We start from the raw sequence: 25,818 nt of genomic DNA, 5'->3' as shown, positions 1-25,818 counted from the left end.
TGGGTGCGTCGGCCAACGGTGCGGCGGATACGCGTGCGCCGTTCTCCAACGGCGGCGCCTGCATCGACCTGAGCGCACCTGGTGCTGCGGTCCCGGGCGCCGGCATGGCGAGTGATGCGGCGCTGGTGAGCGCGTCGGGCACGTCAATGTCGTCGCCGCTCGTGGCCGGTGCGGCGGCGGCCTATCTGGGTGTCACGAAGACCGCGACACCGGATGCGGTGACGGCGTGGCTGCTGGCCGAGAGTACGACGGGCAGGATGACGGGGCTCTTGCCGAACACGCCCAACCGTTTGCTGACGTTGCAGCGGTTGCCGGGTGTAGCGGCACCGGCGCCAGCGCCGACGCCTACTCCGACCCCAACACCGAAGCCGACGCCCACGCCCACGCCAACGCCGGCGCCCACCGCGGGCACATTCACGCTCACGTCGTCCTGCGCGGCACGCGTGTGCACGATCGATGCGAGCGTTCCGACCAACACCTCGGCCGCCAGCGTGAACTCGGTGGTGTACACGTGGGCCATCGGGCCGTTCACCACCACGGCGGGCACGAACCTGCGCCGCATGACGGTCAACTTCGGCTCGCCTGGCACCGTCACCATTACGGTCACCGCGCGGCTCGGAACGCAAACACTGGGCGTGGCGTCGACCGTGGTCACGCTCAAGTAGGCAGATCGACACGAACGGCGTCACGAACGGCGTCGTGCGGGTGAACGGACACAGCTGCGGGCACGACGAGGATATCGGCCCGCAGCATCGGCGATACACGCCGGCCACCATGCGGAGGGGGGAGAGAACGAACAGGTCGCGCTCGACCTGCTCGAGAGCGAGGCGACGCCGCCCCGGCGGCGCGGCGGTGCTCGAGCCACTGGGCCCCGCCGGCGCCTACTGCTTCAATCGCACCACACGCAGGTTCTTGTCGGCGATAATGTCGGCCTCCGAGAACGGCAGCCTGATCATCTCGCCCTTGCTGTAGAGCCGGGTGAGATCGCCACCATGCTCCGTGTTCGGGTCTTCGTGCTGCGAATAGGTAAGGATGCCGCGCGGGTCCACGGTGCCGTCGGCCTTCCAGCCCACCACCTGGATGTAGCTGTTGCCATGAATGATGGGTGAGTAGCCGCCGGGCTTGAGCTCGGTGGTGATGACACTCCACATGCCGGTGCCGCCGGCGCCGCCCGGAATGGGCACGCGCTCACCTTTGCGCACTTCGTACTGCACGCTGCCCAGCGTGGCATCGGGGGCGACACCGGCCTGCGCGAGGCGCTGCTGCGCCTGCGCCAGCGCACGCCGCAGTCCTTCCTTCACGGTGGGATTGTCGGTGGCAAGTCCGCGCGGCGTGTTCGCGGCGTCGGCTGCGTCGAACGGCACTTTCCACGCATTCGGTATACGCGCCGCGAACGCCCAGAACTCCCGCCACACCTGCGCGCCGCGACTGTCAATCGTTTCCTTGCGGTCCCACGCCGCCAGTGCGGAACAGGCCGCTGCAAGATCCACGCTGCCGTTGGGCGTGGTGACCGGCGCGATCGGCGCGGCGCACAGCGCCAGCACATCGTTCAGCAACAGCTCGGCCCCATAGTTGCGATGGCTGTACAGCATGGCCTGCAGTTGCTCGACACTGACCTTCTTGCCGTTGGCGGTCGCTTCGGCGATGAACTGCAGCCCGGCGCGCGTGCGCAGGCTGCGCGCCGTACGCTCGCCGCCAATGATCGGAGAAAAGCCTTCGAGGGGTGCCGCGGGATTGGTGAGCCAATAGCTGTCGTTTGCATTCGACACGACATCGGTCCGGCGCAGTCGCGGCATCGCCCTCGGCGGCATCGCGCCGGCCACCGCGCTCGCCGTGTCCTGCTTCCACTCGCAGGCCGGGTCGGCGCCGTTGAGAACAATGACGGCGGCCGGAATGCCGCGCGCCTGTACGCGACAGGCGGTGAGCATGGCCGCATCGATGTTGGGCACCGCGCTCACGTCGGCGTAGTAGGCCGTGCCCTCGCGATCGGCCGCGATGGTGTTGGTGAACGCCACGCCGCCCAGGCTGATGGCGGCGTCCACATCGGCGATCGTTCGCGCCCGCCCCAGGGCGTCATAGGTGGCGGCCGCGCGATGGTTGGCGAGATTGACGTCGCGAATGGCAAAGGCGCGCGCGGTGGTCCACGGCAGCTGCTCCGACATCACGACGGGCCCGTAGTGCGACATCCACACCGTGCGCGACTCGGTCGAGGTGGCGCCAGTGGCGCTCGTGAGCGGCACACGCACGGTCACGCGCTGCAGCGCGCGCCATGCATTGCCGTACTTGTAGCGCGTGGGATCGTTCGGATCGAGGTCGAGTGCGTAGAACGTGGAGCGCGTACCTGTGGACACGGTGTGCGTCCACGCGATGTCCTTGTTGAAGCCAAGGATGACGCCATTGCTGCTGTACAGGCTGACGCCCATCACGTCGAGCTGGCCGGGAATGGTGGTGTGAATGAGGTGAAAGCGGGACGACCCCCGCCACGGGTAGTGCGGGTTGCCAAGCAGGAGTCCGCGTCCGGTCGTGGTCACATCCTTGCCCATCGCGACGGCGTTGCTGCCAATGCCTTCCGGTGCGTCGAAGTCGGTCTGGACGGCGGTGTCGTCACCCGAGCCGGCGGCCTTGCGTTCGCTGGGCGGCGCTGCGGTCGCCATCTCCTTCATGAAGCGCCCCACGCCGTACCGAATGCCGAAACTCATGTGGAGCCGGATCACGTCGTCGACCGTGATGGGACGCACCCACGCGGCGCCCTTGCAGCTGGGCGAGAGATTGGCCGCCTGGTCCTGGAGATAGCGGTTGTACCCCGCCACGTAGCCTGCGGTCGAGCGATTCGCCGACGCGCTTTGCGTGGCCTTGAACGCCTTCACCGCGGAATCGGTGAGCAGCGCGCGGTGGAAGATGTCGCTCTCGCGATGGCCACTGTCCGGCCCGAAGGTGCGTGACAGCTCGCCGCGCACCATCACCACGTCACGCGCGATCGTGCAGGCGGCGTCGGTCATGGTGGCATACGCAAAGCCGAAGCCGAGGCTGCCGACGTCGTTGGCCTTGACGTGGGGGATGCCATAACTGGTCCAGCGAATGGTCACGTCGTAGGCTGGCGTCGTGCGCGCGACCCCTGGCTTGCCGACGGGTCGGGTGGCGGTCGCGGACTGCGCGGCGAGCGTGGAGCCCGCACAAAACAGGAGGGTCGTGACAGCCGAAAGCGGGCGCATGACTGGGGCGGGAGAGAGGCGGCGGCGGCGTGAGGGAAACGGTTGCGTTACCCGTTCAATGTGCGATCGGACGCCGGGAGTCGCGAGTGCGGATGGCGGAGCAGCGCCGGCGTACTACGGCAGCTCGGCGCACGAAAGCGCGGTTCGCGCGATGCGCCCGCCTTTCACCCACACCGGCGGTGGCAACTCGCGCGTTGCCGGTACATCCGGTGGCGGCGCGCCGAAGTGCACCGCGGCCACGTGTTGCAGCTCCGCCGGGTGCGCCGGCTCTCCCCGCCCACTATTGGCTCGAATCCAGTTGATGCCGCACACGTCGTCGATCACCGACAACCCCGGCGCGATCTCGAGAAACGTGGTCGTGACCTGCACGACACGCACGCTCCGGAGTCCTGGCGGAAGTCGGTCGGCGCGGCTCAGTTCGAGCTCCATGCGCCGCAGCTGCGCGGTGGCGCTATCCAGGTAGAACACCCCGTGTACGTCGGGTGAGCGCAGCTTGTCGCTCGCGCGCACATCGAGCCGCACCCAGGTTTCGTCACCCTGCGCCCCCGCATGCACGCTGCTGCCGCTGTAGCGGAAGCAGTGGTTGTCGATGAACGCCTTGTCGGTCAGGTCGAGAATGGTAGGCAGGGTCATCACCGAGCTGCGGGCCGCACCACGCCCCGTGGTGGTGACCACGCGCCCCGGCCGGTACAGGACCTCACGCACGCCAACCATGCGTTCCGCCACAACAGAGACCAGATGCACCGAGTCGTTCACCAGTGAGCCGAGTGCCCGATACTGCGAGTAGACGAACGGATGCTGCGTCGCGAGCGTGCGAGCGGTCGCCGCGTTCTCGCGCAGCAATCCCACCAGTTGCGCCACCTCGGGAAACTTGGCCGGGTCCGGCAACCCCGGTGTCTTGCACGGTTCGGCCGGGCGCACCTTCATGGCGGTCAGCCGTACCGGGATCTGCACGAGTTGCGCCTCGAGCGTGGTGATGCCGCCAGCGGTGATGGTCACGGTGAACGGCTGCGGCACGAAGCCGATGCGGCGCACCGTGACCGCGTGAGTCCCGGCCGGCACATTGGGCATGACGAACCGGCCGTCGGCACCGGAGAATCGCTCGAGCCCCAGTGCGCCAATGGAGACCACGGCATACGGCAGCGCGACGCCGGTGGGCGTGGCCCGCACCGTACCGGTGAGGGTGCCGGCGGCGTTCGCCTGGGCGTGGGCGAGCGTGGACGCCCCGAGAATGGCGATGCACACCATACCGGCCCAGGCTCGGCAGGCCAGACACGAAACCCACATGATCGGCGAGCGCATGCCCAATATCTACTGGTAAAGCAGTAGGTGCGCCAGTCGGCCGGCGTGCGCCCTCACCGGCGAATCATCGTGATGTCCAGCAGCTGCTGCCGCACGGCGCTGTCCTTGCCCGCCTTGGCCAGCGCGGCCCAGAGCCGCTGTACGGTTTCCGGGTCCACCAGCCCCGCGGGTGAGCCGCCAATGCGGGGGGTGCCCATGCCTTCGCTGGTACGGAAACTGTCCACTGCGGCCACCACATCAGCGGTGTACAGGTTGGCGTCGGGCATGCGCGGCGACAGCGTTTCGCCGGGCTTGTAGTATCCCAGCGCGTTGAGCATCACCTTGAGCTGGAACACGTCGCCGCCCGCATACTGCTGCAGCGTGCGATACCCCAGGGTTTGCGACACGGCGTCGTACACGCGGCGCAGCTCGGCCAGCGGCTGCTCGTGCTCGCAGATGTTGATGTGCACCGTCTGCCCATCGGTGCGGCGCGACATGCCCGGGCGCGGGTCGGCCACCACCACGGCCGCCGACGTGCGCAGCCCGTGGCGCTTGTCGCCGCCCAATTCGAAGCCGGCGTTGAGCGCCTCGACCAGACGATCGGCCAGATGCCGCGGCGTGCCCTCGGTGGACTCGAACTGCTTCGCGACCGCGTCGATGACTTGCGGCCCCACCAGAATGTTGCCCTGCGTGACGTAGTACTTGCCGGCACGGTGCCCCGCCCAGGCGTTGGTGCCCGTGCCGGTGTGCTGCGCGCTGCGACCGTCGAGGGCAATCACGCCAATCTGCCGCTGCTGCGCGCCGCTGTCGGCCGCCAGCAACCGCGTGAGTGCGGCGTCGGGCGCTTCCCCGCGCGCCAGTGCGTCGAGCAGTTCGGTGCCGTACTCCGTGCGCGTGCTGGCCTGCGTGGCCACCGCGCCCACGCCCTTGCGCACCCACGGCACGCCGTTGCCCACACAGGGCACGCGCGTGGTGACCGCCACCCCCACTTCCCCGGTGCGCGGGTCGACGGCGGCAATGGAGAAGGTGTGAAAGACGGGTCCGTCGCGCCACGCGGCGGGCTCCTGGGCGGCGAGGGGGCGCGCGGTGGCCAGCAGGGCAACGACGGCAACAACGTGGCGGGAGCGGCGCATGGTGGGCACGGGTGGGAGCGGCGGGAGGCGGCGCGAATATGCGGAGAAGTTGGCGGCCGCCCGTTGAGCCTGCCAGCAGGGTGCCTGGCACGACCGGCCGAGGCGACCTGGGGGGCGTTCTGCCGCGGAACGCGGATGACCCCGTCACCCGTACCACTTTTCCTCACGGCATGTGAGGGGATTCCGCATGGCACCACCGCGGCGACGCGCGCACGCTGCATGAGATCCCTACCCAGGAGAAACACGCATGCGTGCCACTGAGACCGCTTCCCCGTTCACGGCGCCGATGGAGTTGCTGGGACCGCTTTCGCCGGTGCAGCCACCCCACGGCCCGGTACTGATTGCCAGTGACGCCTCGGACGCCTCCGACGCCACGTTCCCGGTGGCGCGGCTGCTGGCGGTGCATACGGGGGCGTCCATCGAGGTGATGAGTGCCGTGCAACCCACATCCGTTCCCATGTACGCGTTCGACGCGATGCCCACGCTGGGGCTGACGACAGCCGAACTCGTTGCCCAACGCACCACGCAGGTGCGCGGGCAGCTGGCGCGGCTGGTGCCCGACATGGCCGAACGGGCCGTGTGGCCCGTGACGGTCCGCAGTGGCGAGCCCGTGGGGGAGATCGTTCAGCGGGCGCGGGAGCTCGACGCGCGCGTCATCGTGGTGGGGCGTGGTCGCCACGGCATGCTCGAGCGTACCATGGGCGGCGAGTCGGTGCTGCGTCTGCTGCAGCGTGGGGAGACGCCGGTGCTGGCCGTTGACCCTGGCCTCGAGCGACTGCCCCGTCGTGTGGTGATTGCGACCGACTTCAGCGCCTTCAGCGTGTATGCGGCGCAGGTGGCCCTCCCCCTCTGCGCGCCCGACGCCACGGTGGAGCTGGTGCACGTGGCCCCGAATCTGACAGAGCACGCCCCGGGGTTGGGGGATTTCGCCAACGAGTACCGCACGCAGGTGCAGGCGAGTTTCCGTGCCATCATCGACCGGTTGGCGCAGCGGGAGATGACCTTCGAAACGACGCTGCTCGAGGGGAACGTGTCGACGCGTCTCATGGAGCATCTGGAGCGCCACCCGGCCGACCTCATCGTGACGGCCACGCATGGCTACGGCTTTCTGCGTCGCGTGATGCTGGGCAGTGTGGCCGCCGTGCTGGTGCGATCGGCGCCGTGCTCGGTGCTGTGCGTGCCGGGAACGGCGCACACGCACGCGGCCGCGCGGGCGCAGACGCCGGTGCCGTCCGACCAGACCCGGGCAATTCCGCTGGACACCCTCGACGCGCAACTGGCCGCGTTCACCGAGCGCCATCGTGGGCATGCCTGCACGGTCGAGGTGCAGCGGCGGGATATCGGGACGCATGCCCTTGGCCATCACCTCGTGCTCGCGGGGATGAGCTACGAAGCCGCGGGGCGCATACTCACGATGTCATTCGGCCCGTCGGAGGAGCCCGGGAATCACCTCTCCCATCAGGTGCCGGGGTGCGAGCAGGTGGTGGTGGTGTCCGACGCCTCGGGCCGCGAGCGGCGGCTGGTGGTGAAACAGGGTGGGGGCGTGACGGAGCTGCAACTCGAGACGTGAGGGGTGCGGAGCCCCGATCAGCTCCCCTCACGTTCCTCGTGGCTCGGCCGGCAGCGTCATGTACGGGCGGACACTGGCGCCGCCTGAAGTTGACCTGTCTGTATGGTCAAGGTATATTGACCAATTATGCCGACCATTCCCATTTCCGAGGCCAAATCCAAGCTGGCGGCGCTGGTGCGCGAGGTCGCGGCGTCGGGGGAGGGGTATGTGATCAGCGTCAACGGGCACCCCATGGCCGAGCTGCGGCCGTTCGTGCCCGTACCAACGCCGGGGCGCTTCAAGGAGGCCATTCACTTCAGTGACGACGCCTTCGCGCCCATGTCCGACGAGGATGCCGACGCCGCGGGGCTCTGATGGCTCCCGATACGCCGCTCCTGCTCGACACCGTCGCGTTCATTTTCTGGCACGCCGATAGCCCGCGCCTGTCGCCGTTGGCGCGCCAGCTCCTGTTGGAAGCGCCGCAGCGCCCGGTGTACGTGAGCGCCGCCAGCGCGTTCGAGATTGCCACCAAGGTGCGCCTGGGCAAGCTCACGGTACCGCCGGCCATGCTCAACGACTTCGCGTATGTCGTGGAAGCGGACGGCTTTCGACTGCTGGATGTCGATGCGGCATCGGCCGTACGCGCGGGGCAGTTGGCCAGTGCGCATCGCGACCCTTTCGACCGCCTGATCGGCGCGCAGGCGGTTGCGCTGGGCGGCGTCGTGGTGACCAACGACGCCGCCTTTGCTGCGCTTGGCGTGGAAGTGTGCTGGTAAATCGCCGGCGTCAGCGGGCCGACTGCGCCGCGCTCTTCGTGGGGCCGGGGCAGGCAGGCCAGGGGCGCGGGGTGCCATCCTGCGCTATCCCCTGCGGAATCAGATCGCGCGGGAACGTCTGCGAGTCTTCCGACGCCATGTACGCCAGCATAGCGATGAGCGTGGCGTTGTTGCGCAGATCTTCGGGCACGATCTTGTCGTACGTGTCACGGTTCGTGTGCCACGTGGTGTTGCTGTAGTCCCAGCTGAGCGCCCCCGTGCCAATGCCGGGCGCCTTGTGACAGACGAAGGTGGTGTGGTCGGTGCCGCTGGGGCCGCCGAACAGGGTGTTGCCGCCCAGACGCACCCACTGCGTGATCTCGGCCGGCATCTCGCTCATGTAGCGCGACAGGAACGCGCCCGCGTGCACGAACGGACCGGGGCTGATGGATGAAATGCGCCCCGTACCGTTGTCCTGATTGAAGAGCATCTGCATGCCCGCCAGCACTTCCGGGTGCATCTCGGCGTACGCCTTGGAGCCGTTGAGTCCCTGCTCCTCCGAGTTCCAGAGGCCGATCACGATGGTGCGCTTGGGCTTCGGGTATACGGTCTTGAGGATGCGCATGGCCTCGATCATGGTGAGCGAGCCGGTCGCGTTGTCGGTGGCGCCCGAGCCGCCGGTGAACGAATCGAAGTGCCCCGACAGCACCACGTATTCGTTGGGCAGCGTGGTGCCCTTCAGCTCGGCAATCACATTGCCCACCGGGCGCTCCGGGCCCTTTTCGGCGTCGATCATGAGGCGGATTTTCGGCCCCTGATTGTTGGTGGCCAGGCGGTACAGCAGCCCCATGTCCTCGCACCCCACGTCGACGGTGGGAATTTCCTGCGAGGCCGAGCCGAACACCTTGTTGATGCCCGGGAACTGCGAAAAGTTGGTCGTGAGCGCGCCCAGCACGCCGGCCTGCTTGAGCCTGGCCTGAATGGCGCGTGGCCCGCCGCCGGCCAGTACCCGCTGACTGTACGAGGCACTCAGCGCGTTCTGCTCAAGGCGCAGCCGGTCACGCGACTCCACGGTGCCGAACTCCGCCCACTGCGACGGCATGCGGCAGGAGAGCTGCGGGGCATTGAGCAGCACGAACTTGCCGCGGGCCGACGGCACCCACGCGGTGAACTGCTCGGGCGTGGTGACGTTCTCGGGGATCACGATGACATCGCCCTCGATCCACTTGCCCTTCGTGCCGGGGGTCCAGCCCATGGCGGTGACTTCGAGTCCGCGCACGCGCGGGAAGCGCAGTTCGGCAAAGGCGGCGCCGTTCTTCCAGCTGTTCCAGGTGCCGTAGTTCTCGATGCGGGCCTGGAGCCCCCAGTTCGTGAAGGTGCTCACCATGTACGCCTGCGCGCGGTCGGCGTCGGTGGAGCCGGTGAGGCGCGGCCCGATGGAGTCGAGCAACACCTGCGCGATCTTCATGACCTGGGAGCGCTGCATCCCCTCCTCATGGATCTGCTGAATCATCGCGTTGGTGGGCGGCGTGGCACGCACGTAGGGCGCGTTGGCCCGGTCCACCGGCCGTGCCTGCGGATTCGTGGGGGGGAGCGTGGGGCCCTGCGGGGCCCCGCCACGGCCGCCCTGGGCGAGCGCCGTGGTGGCATAGGCGGCGGTGAGTGCGCCAAGGAGCAGCGAGTGTCGAAGCATATGTCCGTGTGGAGAAGGCGAAGAGGCGGTGGTGCCAGCTGAGAGTTTACGCGGCCGCGCGGGGATGCGCTGGCGCGTTAACCGTCCCGGTATCCGTTCGTCTTTCTCCTGAGAGGTCTCCTGTGGCGTTCACTCGTGGTGCGGTGAGGTGCGTGGTGGTTGATCGCTTCGCGCGGCTGGCGGTGGTGTGCGTGAGCGTGGCCGTGGCTGGCTGCGACAGTGCCAATGTGGTCCAAGTCGACACCCTGCCGCGGAAGACCCGCTACGTGGACACCGTGTTCAGCGCGGTGGCGACGCAAACGGGGGTCCCGTACGGCGCTTCGGTGCCGTTCGGCAGTACCAGCGCGGCCCCCTTGCTGCTCGACCTGTACCAGCCGGAAGGCGATACGGCTTCGGCGCGCCCGGTGCTCGTGTGGATTCACGGCGGCGGGTTCGTGTCGGGTACGCGCACCGACGGCCAGATTCCGCGGCTCGCGCGTTCGCTCGCGCTGCGCGGGTATGTGAGTGTGTCCATCAGCTACCGGCTGCGGAACGGCGTCACCTTCAACGCCGATCCGGCTGGCGGCATTCGTGACGCGGTGCATGATGCGCGGGCGGCCGTGCGGTGGGTGCGCGCGAATGCCCGCACCTTCCGTTTCGACCCCACACGCATTGGCTTCGTGGGCAGCTCGGCGGGTGGCATTACGGCGCTGTTCAGCAGCTACGACCAGTCGCTTGGCGAGGGCGCGAGCGGCAATCCCGGTTTTCCCTCCACGGTGAAGACCGTCGTGAACTTCTGGGGCAGCCTCCCGCAGGCGGCCGACAGCGTCATGCAGGCCGGTGAGCCGCCGCTGCTCATCTTCCACGGCACCGAAGACACCACCGTGCCGTACGCGGAGGCGCTGCAGCTGGTGGCGCGCGCCACCCAGGTGGGTATACCGCATCGTCTCGTCACCCTCACCGGTCAGGGGCACGCGGCGTGGAACAACGTGCCCCTGTTCGAAGCCGAGCTGACGCAGTTTCTGAATCAGCGGCTCATTCCCTCGAGTTGATCCCGAACATGTTCCCTTCGGTGTCCATGCACAGCGTGACCCAGCCGAACTCCCCAATGGAGAACTTGGGGCGTACAACCGTACCCCCCGCCGTGGTCACACGCGCCTGTTCCACGGCGCAGTCCTGCACGCTGAAGTACAACAGGGTACCGCCCACGCCCGGACGCGCGTGCGGCGCCTTCACGAGGGCGCCCGCCGCCCCATACGCCTGCATGCTCGCGGGAAATCCCCGCATGATCGTTTCGCCGGTCGGGTCGCCAATCGGCTCCAGCGTCTGCTGGAACACCGTCTCGTAGAAGGTCACGGCCCGGTCCAGGTCGTCCACGTACAGGTCGAACCAGCCGATCGCATTCGTTGTCTGCATCTGTCACTCCAAAGGGTTCAGGTGGAGTGAGGAGCCTAATGATCGGGAGACGCGCGGTCTTGTAGAAATCGGACGCGCCGAAAACTGCCGCGCGATCAGCCGCCGAATCGTTTGCGGTATTGCACCGGGGTATAACCGGTGGCCTGCCGGAAGGCATGGATGTAGTGCGCCTGATCGGCGTACAGGTCGAGATAGTGCTGTCGGAAGGACTGCTGCACCCGCAGCACCTTGAGCAGGTCGTGTGGCGCGAAGCCCGTCTGCCGCTTGAGAGTGCGCTGCAGCTGTCGGGGAGAGAGGCCAACCAGCGCGGCCATGTCGGCGACGGTGCTGATGGCATCCAGCCGGGAGAGAATGCGCGCCGTAAGGGGATTGGGTACCACGAGTCCCTCGGCCACACACCATCGCACCAGCTGAGCCAGATGGTGCGTCATGGCGCCGAAGGTGAGACCCGCGAGCCGCTGGTTCGTGTCCACCAGCGGGAGCGCCCCCATGTACGGCGTACCCACGTAGCGGTTGACCAGTTCATCCCTGTTGCCCTGCCACGTGCCCGGATACAGCTGCACGCCGACACAGTGGAAGACCGTTCCCAGATTGAGGGTGGTGGCCGAGGTGTGCAGTGCCGTGACACCGGCGATGGTGGGCGCCAGTCGATTGAACAGCAGGTTCACGCACGCGTCGGGGAGGGCGTGATACAGGAAGTCCTGCGGGAGGTCGGTGACGGTACGCAGCTCCCAGAAGCAGTGCACCATGCCCGCCAGATCGGGCGGGGGCGGCAGCTCGGTGTAGCGTACGGCATCACTGCGAACGCTGAAGCCGTCGGGAACCGGGGTGTACATGGTCGTGGGCGTCGTCTTGGACATTCCCCGGCAATTTGCCGTGATCACGTGTCTCCACAACCCGGTACCGACCGCCAGACCGCTGGAACGACCGCCAGAACGACCGCTAGAAGGACCGCTCGATCGACAGCGACAACCGCGTTCGCGACACCGGATACAGCGCCCGGGCCACATCCGCGCGAACGAGTCCATCGAGCGCACGAAGCCCAAGCCCCACGTCGCTGAGCGGCCGGTACCCACCGCGCCAGCCGTTGCGCTCCCCTGCCCATCCCACATCGGCGAAGAGCACGGGGCGAAGGAGCGGCATCCCGCGACTCACCTCGGCGCGGGCAAGCCAGAACGCGTCGCCGCCAGCGGTGCCGAACGAGAGCCCCGGCAGCGTGCGGGTGCCGCCCACATACCACCGGCGTTGCGGCGGCAGTTGCCCTACCGAGGTACCTCCGGACAGCTGCACACTCCCTGCGAATGCGCCGAGTGATCGCGCGAGTGAGAGCTGCATCATTGCGCGGCCGTACCCCTGACGCGCCCTGGAGTCCGTCACTGCACCCTCCACCTGCACGACACTCGTGAGCGTGAGCCCGTTCGCATGGCCAAGGGTGCGCGCACTACTGACGCCCAGTCCCGCGAACCCCGCACCCAACGCCGTGACATTGCTGTCGCGCATCGGCCGCCCGAGCGACCACGTGGCGTTCGTGCCGGTTGCCTGCTGCCGTTCGGCGAACAGCCGCCACGTCAGTCGCGTGTCCGACGTGAGCGGCGCGCGCACATACGACAGATCGAGCCCGGCCCGGCGATAGTAGTAGCCCTCATCACGACCGAAGAGCAGCGCCCCCAGTGCGCTGCCCGCGGACAGCGGCGCGTCGTCGCCAACAGCCGCGAGCTCGCGATAACCGCCCAACGTCCACGTGTGTTGCAGATCGCTCCGTTGCACCTCCGCTCTGGCATTCGGCATGCGATCGGCCACCCCCACGCGCCCGGTGAGGTTGACGGCATAGCCCGCGCCCAGCTGTTGCCGCACGGCCGCGCCAACACTCATTCCCTCCACCCGATTGTAGCGGAGCAGTCCAGGGCCGACATGCACCGTGGGACGCTGTGGGGCGAACACCGGCTGCACTCCCAGCGACATGACCTGAGCCACCAGCTGCGCCCGCGCCCGTACGCCGAAGACGTCGGCCGAGTCGGATCCGTCCGCCGGTGGTAACGCGCTGGAGGTCGCCAACCGGGCGCGATCACATGGCACGCGCGTGAGGACCGGCGTGAGCCCGTCCGCGGCGAAGCGGGTTTCCGTGAAGAACGCGCTCGTATCGCAGGCTGGATGCGTTGCGCGCAACGAGTCGATCAGCCCCGCGCGTACCGAGTCTCGTCTTGCGCGCTGCGCCGCCGCGATCGAGTCACGTCGCGGTTGATTGCGCACCGTCAGCGGTTCTTCCGGTGGCACGATGATGGGCGGCATGCCCGCGAGCGAGTCGGCGCCGTTCACCGCGTCGTATCGAAAACTCTCCTCCAGACGGTACGGCAGACGCGCGACACTCACCTGAACCACGCCTTCAGCGTAGCGGGCGCGCGGAAGCCAGAATTGACCGGCATACAATCCATATTCGAGCGTCACCGCCTGCATCTGTCCGCGAACCCCGGGAAGGAGAGGGCGTATGGCGCGCGGTATCGCCCCGAGCAACTCCTTCGCCGCCGTCGAGTCGACGTCACGCAGATTGAGCCAGAAGTCGAAGGGCGCGGCGAATCGAAACGCCGCGCGCACGAGCGTGCCCCGCGCCTCGTCGAACCAGAGTGAACCCACCACTACATTCCACGCCGGCCGGCGTGGCCGCACGCGCACTTCGCGAAGGTGAATGACCGACGAACCCGTGCGGATGCTCGCCGTGTCGCCACTCGCATACACATAGTACGCCTCGGCGCCCTCGACCATGGGATGCACCATCTCGCGATCGTCCACTTCCCCTGTCACGACGTCGTTGCCAACCCACAGTTCATCGCGCCCCGGATAGTAGGGAATGGAGGCCGACATCGACGCCTCGCCGTTGTCGAGTGCATCCCGGGGGATCAGGCCGCTCGACGTCCGTGCCCCTTGCACATCGACCACCACGCCGCGCGCGCGTTGCCAGCGCACACGGGAGGCACTTTCGTAGGTCACGATGTTGCGCGCGCGCCCCTTGTCGGCGAACCCCACGCCGATCGAGTAGCGCTGCAGTGCACGGACATCGTAACCGAGGAGCGCCGAGTCCTGGCGGAGACGCGCCACGCGCGCGCCCAGCAGCATGGTGCGGGCTGCCTCATCACGGAACGCCGTTGCGCGGTGTGCGTCTGTCATCGCAATGCGGCGCGGCGCTCCCGGGCGCTTTGCGCCGCTGCCAACGGTGCCGATGTTGAGCGACGTAATGCCGGAGCAGACCGTATCCGGCGACGCACCGACAGGAAGTTTTCTTGGATCGCAGGGTCTGGGACCCGTGCTGACGCTGATCTGCAGGAGCACGGCGAGGGCAGCGAGCATGTCCGGCGGTCGAGGGGATGCGCGCGCGGATGGTGGCGAGCGCAGGAGAGGGTCCCGGCGTTCGACCCTCGTTCATTGCGAAGGGTTGCTCATGTGCTGGCAGCGCTTGCGCGCTGCACATGCAGGAGCTGCCCAATTCGGCGTTCGACACACCAGTTCGGGGGCCGCGTACGGGACTACGGTGCCCCGTCTACCACGGAGCACCCGCGATGGTCACGACCTGATCGTACTCGAGCAGCATCACCGACCCCTCGCAGCGAAGGCCCGCGACAGCAGACGGCGTGAGTTCCGCCGCGAAACCACCGGTGGCCAGGTACACGTGGGTGGGAGTGAAGCGGTGCACACGGGCCAAACGCGCCACCTCGGCCGTGGGCTCCACCCCGGGCCTGAAGAGCACGATGTAGCGCGGGCCCAGTTGCGGGCTCGGCGTGCCGTGGAGTGGCGCCGGGTTCGTGCAGGCCGGCGTGAGCTCGCGACGCGGCGTTTCGCTGGGGGCGGTGGACACGTCGCCGCCGCACGCGGTCAGCACACCTGCTGCCAGCAGGCCGCTGGCCGCGCGGAGCAATTGCGGGGGGCGGGCCCCCCGTGTTCGCCGAGGTATCGCGTGGGCATGTCGCATGAGAGGTACTCCGTTCGGACCGGGTGGAGGTTTCACGATTCCACCGGCTGTACCCCATCGATGCGTGGCCTGTCACTTCGCGCGCGTGCCCGTCACGGCGGCCGGCGGCATGTCCATTTCCATCCCTTCGATCACCCGCTTCACCGAGCCGGTCAGCGCGGTGCCGTTCACCTGCAGGGTCCACGTGCCGATGGACCGCTGCTTCCGCTCTTCGCCATTCATGTTGAGCGTGGCCTCGGAGATCTGCGTGAACACCGCCCCCGTCGCCGTGGCGCGTCCGCCGATCGTGAACGGCGGACGGGTGAGCGGTTGATTGTCGCTGCGGCTGGTTGCCGTGAGCGTGGCCAGCAGCGAGTCGCCGGAGACGACGACCGTCATGGTGCCCTTGGCGATCACGGCGGTGGCTTCGCCGTTGATGATCTGCCGGCCCATCTCCCACTCCACATTCCAGGTGCCCACGATGGGCGCTGGCTGGGCCGGGAGCGAGGCGGCGGCGGCGGGAATGGCGACGGCGACGGCCAGAAGGGTGGGGAGGAACAGGCGCATTAAGGTGGGTCGGTGGAGGAGGGAAGGAATCAGGAATACCCCCTTGGTCACGGGGGCAGGGACGAAGGGTTGCCCGCGGGGAGTGCCCGGGGCGACAGCGGGCGGGATACCTTTCCCTGCCTCCGCGGTTTGCAACCCCACCGACATCGCCCAATGCCCGCTCGCTGGAATGATATCTTCGATCGCAACCTCATGGACGCCATCCGTGAGTTCGGTCGCTGGCAGGATGGCACCATGATCATGGAAGAGGATGGCGTGCTGCTCGTGTCGGGTGGCACGGAGTTCCCCATCGGCTTTTCCAACTGTGTGGCACGCACCGATCCGGATACCGATCCGGCGCTGGTGATCGAGCGCGCCGAGGAGTTCTTCCGGCCGCTCGGGCGCGGGTTCACGGTCTGGGTGCGCGATCATGTCGATGCGGACATCGCCGCCTATCTGCAGGAGCGTGGCGTGCGCGCGAGCAGTCAGTCCCCGTGGATGTTCCTCACGAGGCGCCCGCTAGACACAGCGGTACCCGAGGGGGTGGAGGTGCGCATCACCGCCGCGGCGCCGGATCTGCCCGTCATTCAGTCCATTGTTGCCGATGCCTTCGGGGCCACGGGGATGCCGCGCGAGGAAGCGGACAGCCTGTTTGCGCATCCGCGGCGTGTGTTTTCGCCGGTGACGCGTTTTGCGCTGGCCACCGTAAATGGTGAGCCGGCCGCCACGGCCATGGTGCTGCTCACGGGCGGCATGGGCGGCATCTACTGGGTGGGCACGCAGCCGCGCTTCGCCCGGCGCGGGCTTGGCACGCTGTGCACTGTGGCCGTGGCCAACGCGGCCTTCGAGCTGGGCAAGCCCATGGTGGGACTGCACTCGACGCCCATGGGGCAGGCGGTGTATGAGCGCATGGGCTTCGAGGGCTCGCCCTCCGGCCACCGCTGGTACGTGATGGCCTGAGCCCCGAGGCCCGTGGTTATCGGCGCCGGTGCAACGGGTCCTTGCGCGAGCCGTGCTGGCGATAGACCCGCGCCGCGTCCGCTCGCGCTGCCGCCGTCTCGCGTGCGGCGAAGATGCGCGCCTTGGCCTCGCGGTAGGCGGCGGTGTGCTCCACGATGGGCAGCGGATAGTCGCGACCAATGCGGACGCCAGCCATGCTGGCTACCAGTGGCGGCATATCGTGGGGCGCGTGCAGGAAGTCTGTGGGTACCGCGCGCAATTCGGGGACCCACGCGCGTACGAAGTGGCCCGCCGGGTCGTGCTCCAGCGCCTGCTTGTAGGGATTGTAGATGCGGATGCTGTTGATGCCCGTGGTTCCCGACTGCATCTGAAACTGCGAGTAATGGATGCCGGGCTCGTAATCGAGGAAGTGCGGCGCCAGCGCCACGGCGGTCTGCTGCCACGGGAGCCACAGGTGATATGAGGCGAACGAGACGAGCATGGCGCGCATGCGGAAGTTGAGCCACCCCTGCGCCCGGAGTGCCCGCATGCACGCATCGACCAACGGATAGCCGGTCCGCCCGTGCAGCCACGCCTCGAGCCGTTCGGGATCGGCCACGGCAGGGCGCAGGTCGTCGTAGACCGACGAGAAGTTGCGGTGCTCGATGGCCGGCTCACTTTCGAGTTTCTGCATGAAGTGCTCGCGCCACGCGAGACGGGCGACGAACGACGTGATGGAGGCGCGCCAGCGCTCGTCGCGGTCGAGCGGGCCGCTCACCTCCGACAGCCGCTGCTGTGCGGCCTGCCACGCCTGTCGGCCGGACAGCGTCCCGAAGGCCAGATGGGGGCTGATCCGGGAGCAGGCGCGAAACGCCGAAACGGGTGACGACATCTCCCGCCGGTACTGTTCACCACGCTCGTACAGGAAGGTGCGCAGGAGCGCGCGCGCCGCGCGCTCACCCCCCGGCGTGTCATGCGCGCGTCCTGCCGCACACTGGACCCGCAGCGCGTCGGCTGTCGGCACCTCACCGCTCGCGGGCGCGGTATCCGGAGCGTCCGTCCAGGGCAGGGGGGCAAAGCGGGACGGTGGGTTGGCAACCGGAGCGCGCACCACCGACTCCCAATGTTCCGCCCATCCATCACGAGACGCGAGTCGGCGAACCACCCCACCCTGCGGCACCTCGTGCAGCGGTATGCCCGTCGTTCGGGCCCACGCGCGCACGCGGCGGTCACGAGCATAGGTCCGCGCATTGCCGGTCTCCTCGTGTGCCCAGATGGCGGTGGCGCGGAGCTCATGGCAGACCTGCTCGAGCACGTCAGGGCACTCGCCCACCCGCACCAGCAGCTCCCCGCCGCGCCGACGCAGGCGCGTGCGCAGCTCCGTGAGGCACTCCCGCACGAACACGAGGTGCTGGGCGTCGTAATCGGCCGCCTGCACGATGGACGGCTCGAAGACGAACAGGCCAACAACCGGTCCCGTACGCGCGGCTCGTGTCAACGGCGTATGATCATGCAGGCGCAGGTCGCGCTTGAACCAGACAAGTTGCACAGACACAGCGGGCAAACGCGGCACCGCCTGATCCAGTTCACGGCGGTGCACCCCCTGCGGTATCCTCCAACTTCCTGCCAAACACAAGCCCCATCATCATGTCCCGCTCTCTGCGTCTGGCGCTGTGCGCCGCCTCGCTGTGGATCACCCCCGCCCTCGCCGCCGCGCAAGCCGCCGCACCCCGTGATACGGCCCGCTCGGCACCGGCCGCACGCCCCGCCGATGTGGAAAGCATCGATGCGATCATGCGGGCGGTCTACGATGTCATTTCGGGGCCGGCCGGCCAGCCGCGTGACTGGAACCGTTTCCGTTCGCTCATGGCGCCCGGCGCGCGCCTCATTCCCACGGGCAAGCGGGCGGATGGGGCGGGGGTGCTGCGCGTATGGACGGCGGAGGAGTACATCGCCAACGCCGGCGTGCAGCTCGAGCGCAGCGGGTTCTTCGAGCGCGAGATCGGCCGCAAGATGGAGCGCTACGGCAACGTGGTGCACCTCATGAGCGCCTACGATTCGAAGCGCGCGCTCAGTGATCCGGCGCCCTTCGCCCGCGGCGTGAACTCGTTCCAGCTCTTCTTCGACGGCACGCGGTGGTGGGTGGTGACGATCTACTGGGAAGCCGAGACCCCCGGCAATCCCATTCCGCCAGCGCTGCTCTTCGCGAAGTAGCCACGTACGGCATTGGCGATCGTCTTGCGGGGGGGCAGTAGTGCCACTTAAGTATCACTCATGCGCACGGAACTGGTGACGACGCTGAAGCGTCAGGCAACCGAGCTGCTGGCCGAGCTCGAGCGTGACAAGGAGCCCATCCTGATTACCCAGCATGGGCTCCCCAGTGCGTATCTGGTCGATGTGGAATCGTACCATCGACAGCAGGAGCGCATGGCGATTCTCGAGGGGATCGCGCGCGGAGAAATGGCGGTCGCGGATGACCGCGTCGTTTCGCACGAGGAGGCGAAAGCGCGGCTCGCCAGGTGGCTGAGATAGTCTGGACGGAGCCGGCGCTCGCAGACCTGGAAGCGATTGCCGACTACATCGCCATTGAGAGTCGGCACGCCGCATCAGCCTTGGTGCAGCGGATCGTCGCCCACGTCGAGCAGCTCGCCACGCATCCGGACAGCGGCAGCCGCCCGCGCGAGTTTGCCCGCAGTACGCGCTATCGGCAGATCGTCGAACCGCCGTGTCGCATCTTCTATCGCGTAGACGGCGAGCGTGTGCTCATCCTTCACGTCATGCGTTCAGAACGAAAGCTGCGCGCATCCCGACTGTCACGCCAAGGACGTTCAGGCTAGTTCGTGGTGCCTCGCCGCGGCGGTTCGAACAGCTGCCGCTCCGGGGCCTTCTCGAGTCGCGGCGGTTCCGGTGGCGGTGTGGCCCCGCGCGCGGCCATGGGGGTGAGCCACGAGGACAGCCACCAGCGATACTGCGGGTCCCGGTGCAGCACGAGAAAGCGCGGGCCGGCACCGGCCATGGCCGATGCGGTGAAGGGCAGCATGGCGCTCTGCAGATAGCGCCCCTGCTCGTCGTAGTAGTCCACCAGTCGCCCCTGCTGGTCGGAGATCGTCCCCAGCAGCACCACGAATCCGCCGTCCACGATGGAGGCGTCCACCACATAGGGCTGTCGTGGGGCGCTCGCCGGATCACCGGACTCACCGATGCGCCGGCGCCCGGTGTCGCCTGGTGGGCGCAGTGGTTCCACGCGCGGCGCCGCCTGCGGACTGTCGAGCGCTGGGGCACTCACGATGAACACGTTGCGCTGGGTGATGAGCAGACACCGCCGCACGTCGCCACTGCCGAAGCGCAGGCGCGCGCCCGTTTCGCCGACGATGCGATGCCGGCCCGTGAGCGCGTCATCGGCGGCGTTCGCCGTAAGCGTGAACGCCTCGAGCACACGGCGCGGCCCCAGCTGCCGGACGTGCAACAGCGTGGCCGGCGCCACCGTGCACAGGCGTCCGCTGCCGCCGCGCAGCAATGGCAGGTCGCGGCGAAACACGTAGCCGCCGATCGACTCGCGCACGAGGGTGCTGGTGGCGCTGTCCACCACGTCCACCTGACCGTCGTTGGTGACGCGCGACAGGTCGGTGGGCGCGACGATGTCGCGTGGCACCTCCGCGTGCAGGACGGAGTCCACCCGCGCCGGTCGCGTGGACAGCAGCATGCCCTTGCCGTGCAGCTCGAACTGCGAGATGCGCGCGGGAGCGTCCTGCAGCAGCGCCACGGTGGTGCGGCTGGCGCGGAACACCCGCGGCACCATCGTGCTGTCGGTGTGCGGGGTGATGTCGGTTCGCCACTCCTCACGCTTGGCCGGATACACCGTGCGCGCGTTCATGGCGGGGCGCAGCGCGTCCGGCGCCTCGTCGGTGGCGTCCTCCGTGCCCGAACAGCCGCCGAGCGCCAGCAGGAGCGCGGCGCCGCGGCACCGGACTACTGCCCGCACACGTTCCAGCGCACCACGGTGTCGTCGTTGCAGCGGTAGGTGCAGAAGCCGCAGCTGTTGCCGCCGATGTTGGCGCAGGCGCCGTAGCCCGGCACCCGCGCGAACTGCGGGCAGCCGCGGCGGCGCTGTGTTTCGAGGGCCGAGGGAACGAGGAGCAGGGCCAGCGGCCACAGGTACGCGCGCTGCAGGAGACGCGGCAGCCGAACACGGCCGGCGAACTTCGTGGGGAAGGGCATGGCAGTGAACTACCGCCCACCTGCGGCGTCGGCAAGTCCATCACCGACGCCGAGCACGAATCGCGCCTCGAACGGTGGCCGTCAGCGCGCCGGCGCTCCATTCGGCGCAAGATGCCGGTCGAAGAAGTCGAGCATGCGCTGGAAGGCGTACCGCGTCTGGTACCGCGGCCCCAAGTCCCAGCCGTGCGGCGCGTCGGGCAAGGTCACCAGCTCCACGTCGCGCCCCATCTGCATGAGGTATTGCAGCAGCCACACGGAGTCGCGATAGAGCACCACCACGTCGCGCATGCCGTGCACCAGCATGAGGGCGTCCTTGAGGCCGGCCGCCTTGGTGGACGACGAGGCGCGGGCGTACTCGGCCGGCCGCTGCTGCGGGGTGTCCATCACGCGCTGTTCGCCCGTGAGCGCGTGCAGCACGTTGGTGGCCGGCGCCGCGGCGATGCCGGCCCGGTACACCCCGGGCTTGGTGAACAGCGACATGCTGGTGAGCAGCCCGCCGTAGCTGCTCCCCCAGATGCCCACGCGCGACGCGTCGGCAATGCCCTGCGCGACGAGCCACTCCACGCCGCTGTGGATGTCCTCCACGTCGATGCCGCCGTAGTCCAGCCGGATGCGGCGGCGAAAGGCGGTGCCATGGCCGGAGCTGCCGGCCACGTCGAGCGCAAACACCACGTACCCCTTCTCCAGCAGCACGCGGTCGAAGCCCCAGAGCGGGTGCGCGTTGCGCCCGCCCCACTGGTTGCGCACGGTGTTGCTGTAGATGGAGCCCACCACCACGGGCCAGCGCCGGCTGGGGGTGTAGTTGGGGGGGAGCAGCAGCCGGCCGTGCACCGTGGCGCCGTCAGCGCGGCTGGTGAAGGTCACGTAGCGCGGCGCCGGCCACGTGTAGGCGGCAAACTCGGGGCGCGGCGACGTGGTCAGGCGCTGTTCGCTCGCTGCGCCGGGGCGCGCCACGGCGAGGTCGGTTACGAACAGATCGGGGGGCACCGTGTCGCTGGAAAAGAGCACGGCGGCCAGCTGGCCGTTGGGGGACACCACGGGCGTGTGCGTGCCGGGGCGCGTGGACAGGCGCACCGGCGCTCCGCCGCGCAGCGGCACGCGATACAGGTGCCGCTCTTCCGCGCGCCCCTCGTTGGCCACCACGATCAGGCCGCGCGGCGTGACGGTGAAGCCGAACACCGCCCACGGCCCGCTGGTGATGGCGCGCGGCGCGCCGCCTTCCGCGGTGCCTGCGGCATCCACCTGCCATACGTGGTAATCGTGCGCCCGATCGCTCGTGAAGTACACGCTGCGCCCATCGGGCGCCCACGCCGCCCGCCACTCGGCGGACACATTGTTGGCCTCCTGCTCGCGCACGAGCAGGCGCGTGGCGCCGGTGGCCACGTCGGCCACGAGCAGGCGCCGGTCCTTCACGAACACGTCGCTCTTGTCGATCAGCAGCGATTCGCCGCGCGGCGAGAAGGCATAGGTGAAGACAATGTCGGTGGGCTCGCCGCCCAGTTCGAGCCAGCGCGGCGGGCCCCCGGTGAGTGCCACGAGCCCCAGGCGGCGGTGCTCCGAGGGTTCACCGGGGAGGGCGCGGCGCACCGGCGTGGCGATGGCTTCGTCGGGGAGATAGTCGGGAATGAGCCGCGTGCGGATGGGCGTGCGGTCGGTCTCGATGATCGCAAGCGTCTGGCCGCTGGGGGCCCACGTGAAGTCTTCCACCCCCACGCCGGACCGGGCGAGCGTGGTGAGCCGCTGCGGTGTGCCCAGCGTGTCACCGCGCAGATCGGCCACCCAGAGATCGCCGTCGCGCAGAAAGGCCACACGCGCGCCCAACGGATCGAAGGTGGGGCGCTGCACCGCGCCCGGTGGTGTGACCAGTCGCACCGGCGCCTCGCCCGGCGTCACGAACCACAGGCCACCCTGGTGGGCGTACAGCAGTCGCCGTGAGTCCGGGTGCCAGCTGATGCTGCGTATGCCCTCGTCGAGTTCGGCGGCAATGGCGGTGCGCTGCTCGCCGTACGAAGGGCCGGGGTTCCGGGGAACTTCCGGACGCGGCAAACGCGTCACGCGCTGCGGGCGCAGCGGTTGCCCGGGGACCACGCGCGCCACGAACACGTCGAGGAAGGGCATGCCCTCGTCGTTCCAGAGAAAGGCGAGCGTGCGGCCGTCTGGCGACCAGGTCATGCCGCGCGGCTCCGTGCCAATGAGCGACGGCAGCGAATAGAAGCGGTCGATGCTGTAGTCGGGGGTCGGCGCCGGCTGCGCATGGCCGACGTGCGCGGCGGTGGTCAGCAGGAGCGCCGCACCGCCGACCCATACCAGACGCGCGATCACGGCAGCACCCCCAGCGCGCGCAGCTCATCATCGAGGCCGGTGAGCTCCCACCGAATGAGCGCTATGGGAATGGGCCCCGCGGCAAGGAAGGCGTCGTGGAAGGCGCCGAGGTCGAACGCATTGCCAAGCTGGCGCTGGCGATCGGCGAGCAGCTGCTCCAGCTGCGCCTTGCCAATGGTGTAGTTCATGCCGTAGGCCGGACGTCGCAGGTAGATGGCCAGGTCGTAGCGCGCGAGGTTCTCCTCCATGAGCGGCACTTCACGCACGAGGTACGTGATTGCGTCGTCGAGCGTCCACTCACCCGTCTGCATGCGCAGCTCGGCATGAATGCGCGCGGCGCGCTTGAGCTGCGCGATCCAGAACAGCTCACGCCCCTTGGGCCGGTCGTCCAGCAGACCGGTGTGCAGGTACATCTCCTCGATGTAGAAGGCCCATCCCTCGGCGCGTGTGCCATCGCTGAAGGCGCGGCGGATGGGGCGCGGATGGCGCCGCTGCAGCGCGCCGTCGAAACGGTGGCCGGGGATGGACGCGTGCACGTGGTTGTTGAGCGGATCGCGATACGTGAGCTCCTCCCAGAAGTGCCGGGCGCCGCCCCACGCGCTGCGATCGATGAAGAAGGCGTCGGTGTCGTACTGCGGCGGAATGTCGGTGGGAATCGTGAGCAGCTTCTCGCGCTGCGTGAAGGTGCGAATGTGCGTCTCCGCCTCGCGGGTGCGACGCTCATGTTCTTCGGCGGTGGTGACCGGCACGATGGGTGGCAGCGCGCGATACTTGTGCCGGTCGAACGCCAGCAGCGAGCGGGCGCGGGCGATCTCGCGCTCGCCAATGAGCCGCACCTGCTCCACGTTCAGCGGCACGAGGCGCACGTGGCGCAGGTACCAGGCGTAGTCGTCGAGCCCGATGTGCGCGGGCGCCGTCATGCGCGGGCGTTCGGTGGCGAGCCAGCCGGCAAATGCGCGCAGTGCGGTGAGCGAGGAATCGGCGAGTGGGACGAGCGTCGGCTCGTGCTGCACGAGGCGCGCGCGCAGGTCTTCGTACCAGCCAATGATGCCGGCCGGCGGCGGGTCGCGACGGGGCTCGCCCTGATTGACGCCATCGGAGCGGGTGAGATGGAAGTGCGCAATGCCGGCCAGCTCACCGGCCGGTTCGGTGAGGTGCCGGCGCGCGGCTGCGAGGGTGCGGGGCACGGCGCGCAGCTGTTGCGTGAGGCGCGTGCGCCCCTCGGCGGTGAGTGGCACCCCGGTGTAGGGGGTGCGCGCAAGCAGGTCGACCCAGTGGCCCGGATCGCGCGCCCACGGGCGCAGCACGCGCAGCTCGAAGTCGAAGGCCTCGAGCTGCGTGCGCACGAGGATGTAGTCGACCCGGTCGGCCACCGACCAGCGGCCCGCCTTGAGCGCGGCGTGGCGGGCGCGGAGGGCGTCGAGGCCGGCGCGCCACCGGCTGAGCGCCTCGGGGGAGTAGACCGGCACGCCGCCCTCCATTGGCGGCTGGCGCAGCGTGCGCAGCGCCTCGGCGAGCTGCACGAGGCTGTCACGCTGGGCGTCGCTCTGGGCGGCAGCGGTGCCGCGAGGAAGGGCGGTGGCGGCAACGAGGAGGGCGAGCGCGCGCAGATGGCGGCGCGGGCGGAACGGGAGGAGTGAGCGCATCCTCCAACTTGGCGCGCGGCGGCGAGCGCGGCGAGCCGGCCGGCATCGCCGCGCCGCACGATGCGCGTGGCAGCGTCGTGCGGTGCGCGATATGCGGTGCGCGATCTGCGGTGCGCGATCTGCGGTGCGCGATCTGCGGTGCGCGATCTGCGGTGCGCGATCTGCGGTGCGCGATATGCGCGCAGATCCTCGCCCCGGCCCATGATGCTGCCGGTGTGCTCGGCCAGGTCCTTGCCCCCGGTGCCATCGCTGCGGCGGCCCCGGTGTGGGGACTGCCCGGGCCGTGACCATTGGCAATGTGGTGAGCGACCGGCGAAGTTACCCGCTCGCGATCTGGTAGCGCAGGCCTCCCCCACCCCCACCCGCTGTCACGTGATCGCCCGCGCCCTCGCCCTCGCACTCCTCACGCACGCTCCGGTCGCCCTCATTGCTCAGAGCGCCCGCACCATCCCCGGGTTCGGAATGGGCTATGTGCCGCCCGCCGGGTGGACCCTCGCCGGCGCCGATGGCCGGGTCGAGGCGTGGGGGCGAACCGGGGCGTCCGGCGCGCTGATCGTGTATGGCGGGGCCTACTCCCGCGGTGACCTGGCGATCGCCGACGGCTTCACCGTGCTCCAGGGGGTCCGGCTGGATGAGAAGGCGTCCACTCTGCTGGAGCCCCCAGCGGCCCGACGGGTGGGTGGCCTCGACGTGTGGACCACCGCCGCCCGTGTGCGGGCCGAGAGCGGCGAAACGGTCATCCTGCGCATCCTCGCCCGTCCGTCCGGCAGCGGTACCATGCTGGGCGTGGTGAGCCTGGCTGCGCCAGCCGAGGATGCCGCTTTCCGTGCCGCCGCCGAACGACTGGTGACCACGGTGCGCCCGGGGACGCCGGTCACCGATAAGGCCGCAGCCGGTGCGCTCGCCGGCGCCTGGCGGCGACAGGAGTCGAACATGTCGTCGACCGGGGGCTACGTGAGCGAGGAAGGGTGGGACCTCGCCGCCGACGGTACGTTCGTGCACTGGACGACCAGCACCGTCTCGCTCCCCGGCGCCGCCGTCGAGCCCACCCGCACCCGCAACACCGGCCGCTGGGAGGTGATCGGCGGCGCGCTGGTCGTTACCGCAGCCGATGGCCGCATAACGCTTCCGCTGCGGCGGCAAGGGCGCGAGGTCTACATTGCCGGCAGCCGGTTCCTGAAGCGCTGAG

Annotated in this window: 24 protein-coding genes; 10 read left to right on the top strand and 14 right to left on the bottom strand. The window is 69.0% G+C overall.

Features of this window, described 5'->3' with window-relative positions; all coding sequences use genetic code 11:
• Positions 1 to 665 (top strand): S8 family serine peptidase (locus tag LW840_RS09325; RefSeq protein ID WP_291276864.1); only part of this gene is annotated, 665 nt, incomplete at its 5' end.
• Positions 666 to 881: 216 nt separating this feature from the next.
• Here the strand turns inward: LW840_RS09325 and LW840_RS09320 are convergent.
• The 3 genes from LW840_RS09320 to LW840_RS09310 all read right to left on the bottom strand — a co-directional run bounded on the left by LW840_RS09320 (position 882) and on the right by LW840_RS09310 (position 5,626).
• On the bottom strand, positions 882 to 3,086 hold the full coding sequence (locus LW840_RS09320; protein WP_291276863.1) for a penicillin acylase family protein: 2,205 nt from the start codon (positions 3,084 to 3,086) through the stop codon (positions 882 to 884).
• Between the two features lie 240 nt (positions 3,087 to 3,326).
• Positions 3,327 to 4,514, bottom strand: coding sequence for a carboxypeptidase-like regulatory domain-containing protein (locus LW840_RS09315; protein ID WP_291269364.1), 1,188 nt, complete (start codon positions 4,512 to 4,514; stop codon positions 3,327 to 3,329).
• A 53-nt stretch (positions 4,515 to 4,567) separates the two neighbouring features.
• The gene (locus LW840_RS09310; protein WP_291269365.1) at positions 4,568 to 5,626 is read right to left on the bottom strand and encodes a DUF1028 domain-containing protein; all 1,059 of its coding nucleotides are present in this window, start codon (positions 5,624 to 5,626) and stop codon (positions 4,568 to 4,570) included.
• 247 nt (positions 5,627 to 5,873) lie between these two features.
• On the opposite strand from LW840_RS09310, the gene LW840_RS09305 reads away from it, so the two are divergent.
• The 3 genes from LW840_RS09305 to LW840_RS09295 all read left to right on the top strand — a co-directional run bounded on the left by LW840_RS09305 (position 5,874) and on the right by LW840_RS09295 (position 7,951).
• A complete protein-coding gene (locus LW840_RS09305) occupies positions 5,874 to 7,196 on the top strand; it encodes a universal stress protein (protein WP_291276862.1) in 1,323 nt (440 codons plus the stop codon).
• A gap of 126 nt (positions 7,197 to 7,322) precedes the next feature.
• A complete protein-coding gene (locus tag LW840_RS09300; protein ID WP_291267275.1) occupies positions 7,323 to 7,550 on the top strand; it encodes a type II toxin-antitoxin system Phd/YefM family antitoxin in 228 nt (75 codons plus the stop codon).
• A complete protein-coding gene (locus LW840_RS09295; RefSeq protein ID WP_291267274.1) occupies positions 7,550 to 7,951 on the top strand; it encodes a type II toxin-antitoxin system VapC family toxin in 402 nt (133 codons plus the stop codon). The genes LW840_RS09300 and LW840_RS09295 overlap by 1 nt, the downstream gene beginning before the upstream one ends.
• 10 nt (positions 7,952 to 7,961) lie before the next feature.
• Here LW840_RS09295 and LW840_RS09290 read toward each other — a convergent pair whose 3' ends face one another.
• Positions 7,962 to 9,623 carry a M20/M25/M40 family metallo-hydrolase gene (locus LW840_RS09290; RefSeq protein WP_291276861.1) on the bottom strand — a complete coding sequence of 554 codons (1,662 nt, stop codon included), beginning with the start codon at positions 9,621 to 9,623 and terminating at the stop codon, positions 7,962 to 7,964.
• Positions 9,624 to 9,778: 155 nt separating this feature from the next.
• Here LW840_RS09290 and LW840_RS09285 point away from each other — a divergent pair, with 155 nt between their 5' ends.
• Positions 9,779 to 10,654, top strand: a complete 876-nt coding sequence (locus LW840_RS09285) for an alpha/beta hydrolase (RefSeq protein ID WP_291276860.1) — start codon at positions 9,779 to 9,781, stop codon at positions 10,652 to 10,654.
• Here LW840_RS09285 and LW840_RS09280 read toward each other — a convergent pair.
• From LW840_RS09280 to LW840_RS09260, 5 genes are all read right to left on the bottom strand, one after another.
• Positions 10,638 to 11,018, bottom strand: a complete 381-nt coding sequence (locus LW840_RS09280) for a VOC family protein (protein ID WP_291276859.1) — start codon at positions 11,016 to 11,018, stop codon at positions 10,638 to 10,640. The two genes, LW840_RS09285 and LW840_RS09280, sit on opposite strands and share 17 nt — an antisense overlap.
• A gap of 95 nt (positions 11,019 to 11,113) precedes the next feature.
• Entirely contained in the window at positions 11,114 to 11,878 is a 765-nt protein-coding gene (locus LW840_RS09275) for an AraC family transcriptional regulator (RefSeq protein WP_291276858.1), read from the bottom strand.
• A gap of 82 nt (positions 11,879 to 11,960) precedes the next feature.
• The gene (locus tag LW840_RS09270; RefSeq protein ID WP_291276857.1) at positions 11,961 to 14,180 is read right to left on the bottom strand and encodes a hypothetical protein; all 2,220 of its coding nucleotides are present in this window, start codon (positions 14,178 to 14,180) and stop codon (positions 11,961 to 11,963) included.
• A 370-nt stretch (positions 14,181 to 14,550) separates the two neighbouring features.
• Positions 14,551 to 14,865 (bottom strand): hypothetical protein, encoded by a 315-nt coding sequence (locus LW840_RS09265; RefSeq protein WP_291276856.1) that lies wholly within the window; start codon positions 14,863 to 14,865, stop codon positions 14,551 to 14,553.
• 186 nt (positions 14,866 to 15,051) lie between these two features.
• Positions 15,052 to 15,525 (bottom strand): hypothetical protein, encoded by a 474-nt coding sequence (locus LW840_RS09260; protein WP_291276855.1) that lies wholly within the window; start codon positions 15,523 to 15,525, stop codon positions 15,052 to 15,054.
• Positions 15,526 to 15,678: 153 nt separating this feature from the next.
• Here LW840_RS09260 and LW840_RS09255 point away from each other — a divergent pair, with 153 nt between their 5' ends.
• A complete protein-coding gene (locus tag LW840_RS09255) occupies positions 15,679 to 16,464 on the top strand; it encodes a GNAT family N-acetyltransferase (RefSeq protein WP_291276854.1) in 786 nt (261 codons plus the stop codon).
• 16 nt (positions 16,465 to 16,480) lie between these two features.
• Here the strand turns inward: LW840_RS09255 and LW840_RS09250 are convergent, their stop codons facing one another.
• Entirely contained in the window at positions 16,481 to 17,998 is a 1,518-nt protein-coding gene (locus tag LW840_RS09250) for an FAD-binding domain-containing protein (RefSeq protein ID WP_291276853.1), read from the bottom strand.
• A 92-nt stretch (positions 17,999 to 18,090) separates the two neighbouring features.
• Here LW840_RS09250 and LW840_RS09245 point away from each other — a divergent pair, with 92 nt between their 5' ends.
• Genes LW840_RS09245 through LW840_RS09235 form a run of 3 tightly spaced genes read left to right on the top strand, consistent with a single transcriptional unit; the run spans position 18,091 to position 19,280 of the window.
• Positions 18,091 to 18,657, top strand: a complete 567-nt coding sequence (locus LW840_RS09245; protein WP_291267269.1) for a hypothetical protein — start codon at positions 18,091 to 18,093, stop codon at positions 18,655 to 18,657.
• Positions 18,658 to 18,717: 60 nt separating this feature from the next.
• Positions 18,718 to 18,975: a type II toxin-antitoxin system prevent-host-death family antitoxin gene (locus tag LW840_RS09240; RefSeq protein ID WP_291260645.1), complete on the top strand. Its 258-nt coding sequence runs from the start codon at positions 18,718 to 18,720 to the stop codon at positions 18,973 to 18,975.
• Positions 18,963 to 19,280 carry a type II toxin-antitoxin system RelE/ParE family toxin gene (locus LW840_RS09235; protein WP_291260646.1) on the top strand — a complete coding sequence of 106 codons (318 nt, stop codon included), beginning with the start codon at positions 18,963 to 18,965 and terminating at the stop codon, positions 19,278 to 19,280. The genes LW840_RS09240 and LW840_RS09235 overlap by 13 nt, the downstream gene beginning before the upstream one ends.
• Here LW840_RS09235 and LW840_RS09230 read toward each other — a convergent pair.
• The 4 genes from LW840_RS09230 to LW840_RS09215 form a co-directional block, all read right to left on the bottom strand.
• Positions 19,277 to 20,425, bottom strand: coding sequence for a hypothetical protein (locus LW840_RS09230; RefSeq protein WP_291267267.1), 1,149 nt, complete (start codon positions 20,423 to 20,425; stop codon positions 19,277 to 19,279). The genes LW840_RS09235 and LW840_RS09230 overlap by 4 nt on opposite strands.
• The gene (locus LW840_RS09225; RefSeq protein WP_291260648.1) at positions 20,413 to 20,661 is read right to left on the bottom strand and encodes a hypothetical protein; all 249 of its coding nucleotides are present in this window, start codon (positions 20,659 to 20,661) and stop codon (positions 20,413 to 20,415) included. The genes LW840_RS09230 and LW840_RS09225 overlap by 13 nt, the downstream gene beginning before the upstream one ends.
• Positions 20,662 to 20,742: 81 nt before the next feature.
• Positions 20,743 to 22,983 carry a prolyl oligopeptidase family serine peptidase gene (locus tag LW840_RS09220; protein WP_291273576.1) on the bottom strand — a complete coding sequence of 747 codons (2,241 nt, stop codon included), beginning with the start codon at positions 22,981 to 22,983 and terminating at the stop codon, positions 20,743 to 20,745.
• Entirely contained in the window at positions 22,980 to 24,629 is a 1,650-nt protein-coding gene (locus LW840_RS09215; protein ID WP_291273575.1) for a DUF885 family protein, read from the bottom strand. Before LW840_RS09215 ends, LW840_RS09220 begins: the two co-directional genes overlap by 4 nt.
• A gap of 372 nt (positions 24,630 to 25,001) precedes the next feature.
• Between LW840_RS09215 and LW840_RS09210 the strand changes: the two genes are divergently transcribed.
• Positions 25,002 to 25,817, top strand: coding sequence for a hypothetical protein (locus LW840_RS09210; protein ID WP_291260651.1), 816 nt, complete (start codon positions 25,002 to 25,004; stop codon positions 25,815 to 25,817).
• The last annotated feature ends 1 nt before the right edge of the window (position 25,818 follow it).

Source organism: Gemmatimonas sp., from assembly GCF_021298855.1.
Classification (GTDB): domain Bacteria; phylum Gemmatimonadota; class Gemmatimonadetes; order Gemmatimonadales; family Gemmatimonadaceae; genus Gemmatimonas.
Note: the sequence above shows the minus strand (reverse complement) of the source record. Positions and strands in the feature narration are given on the sequence as shown.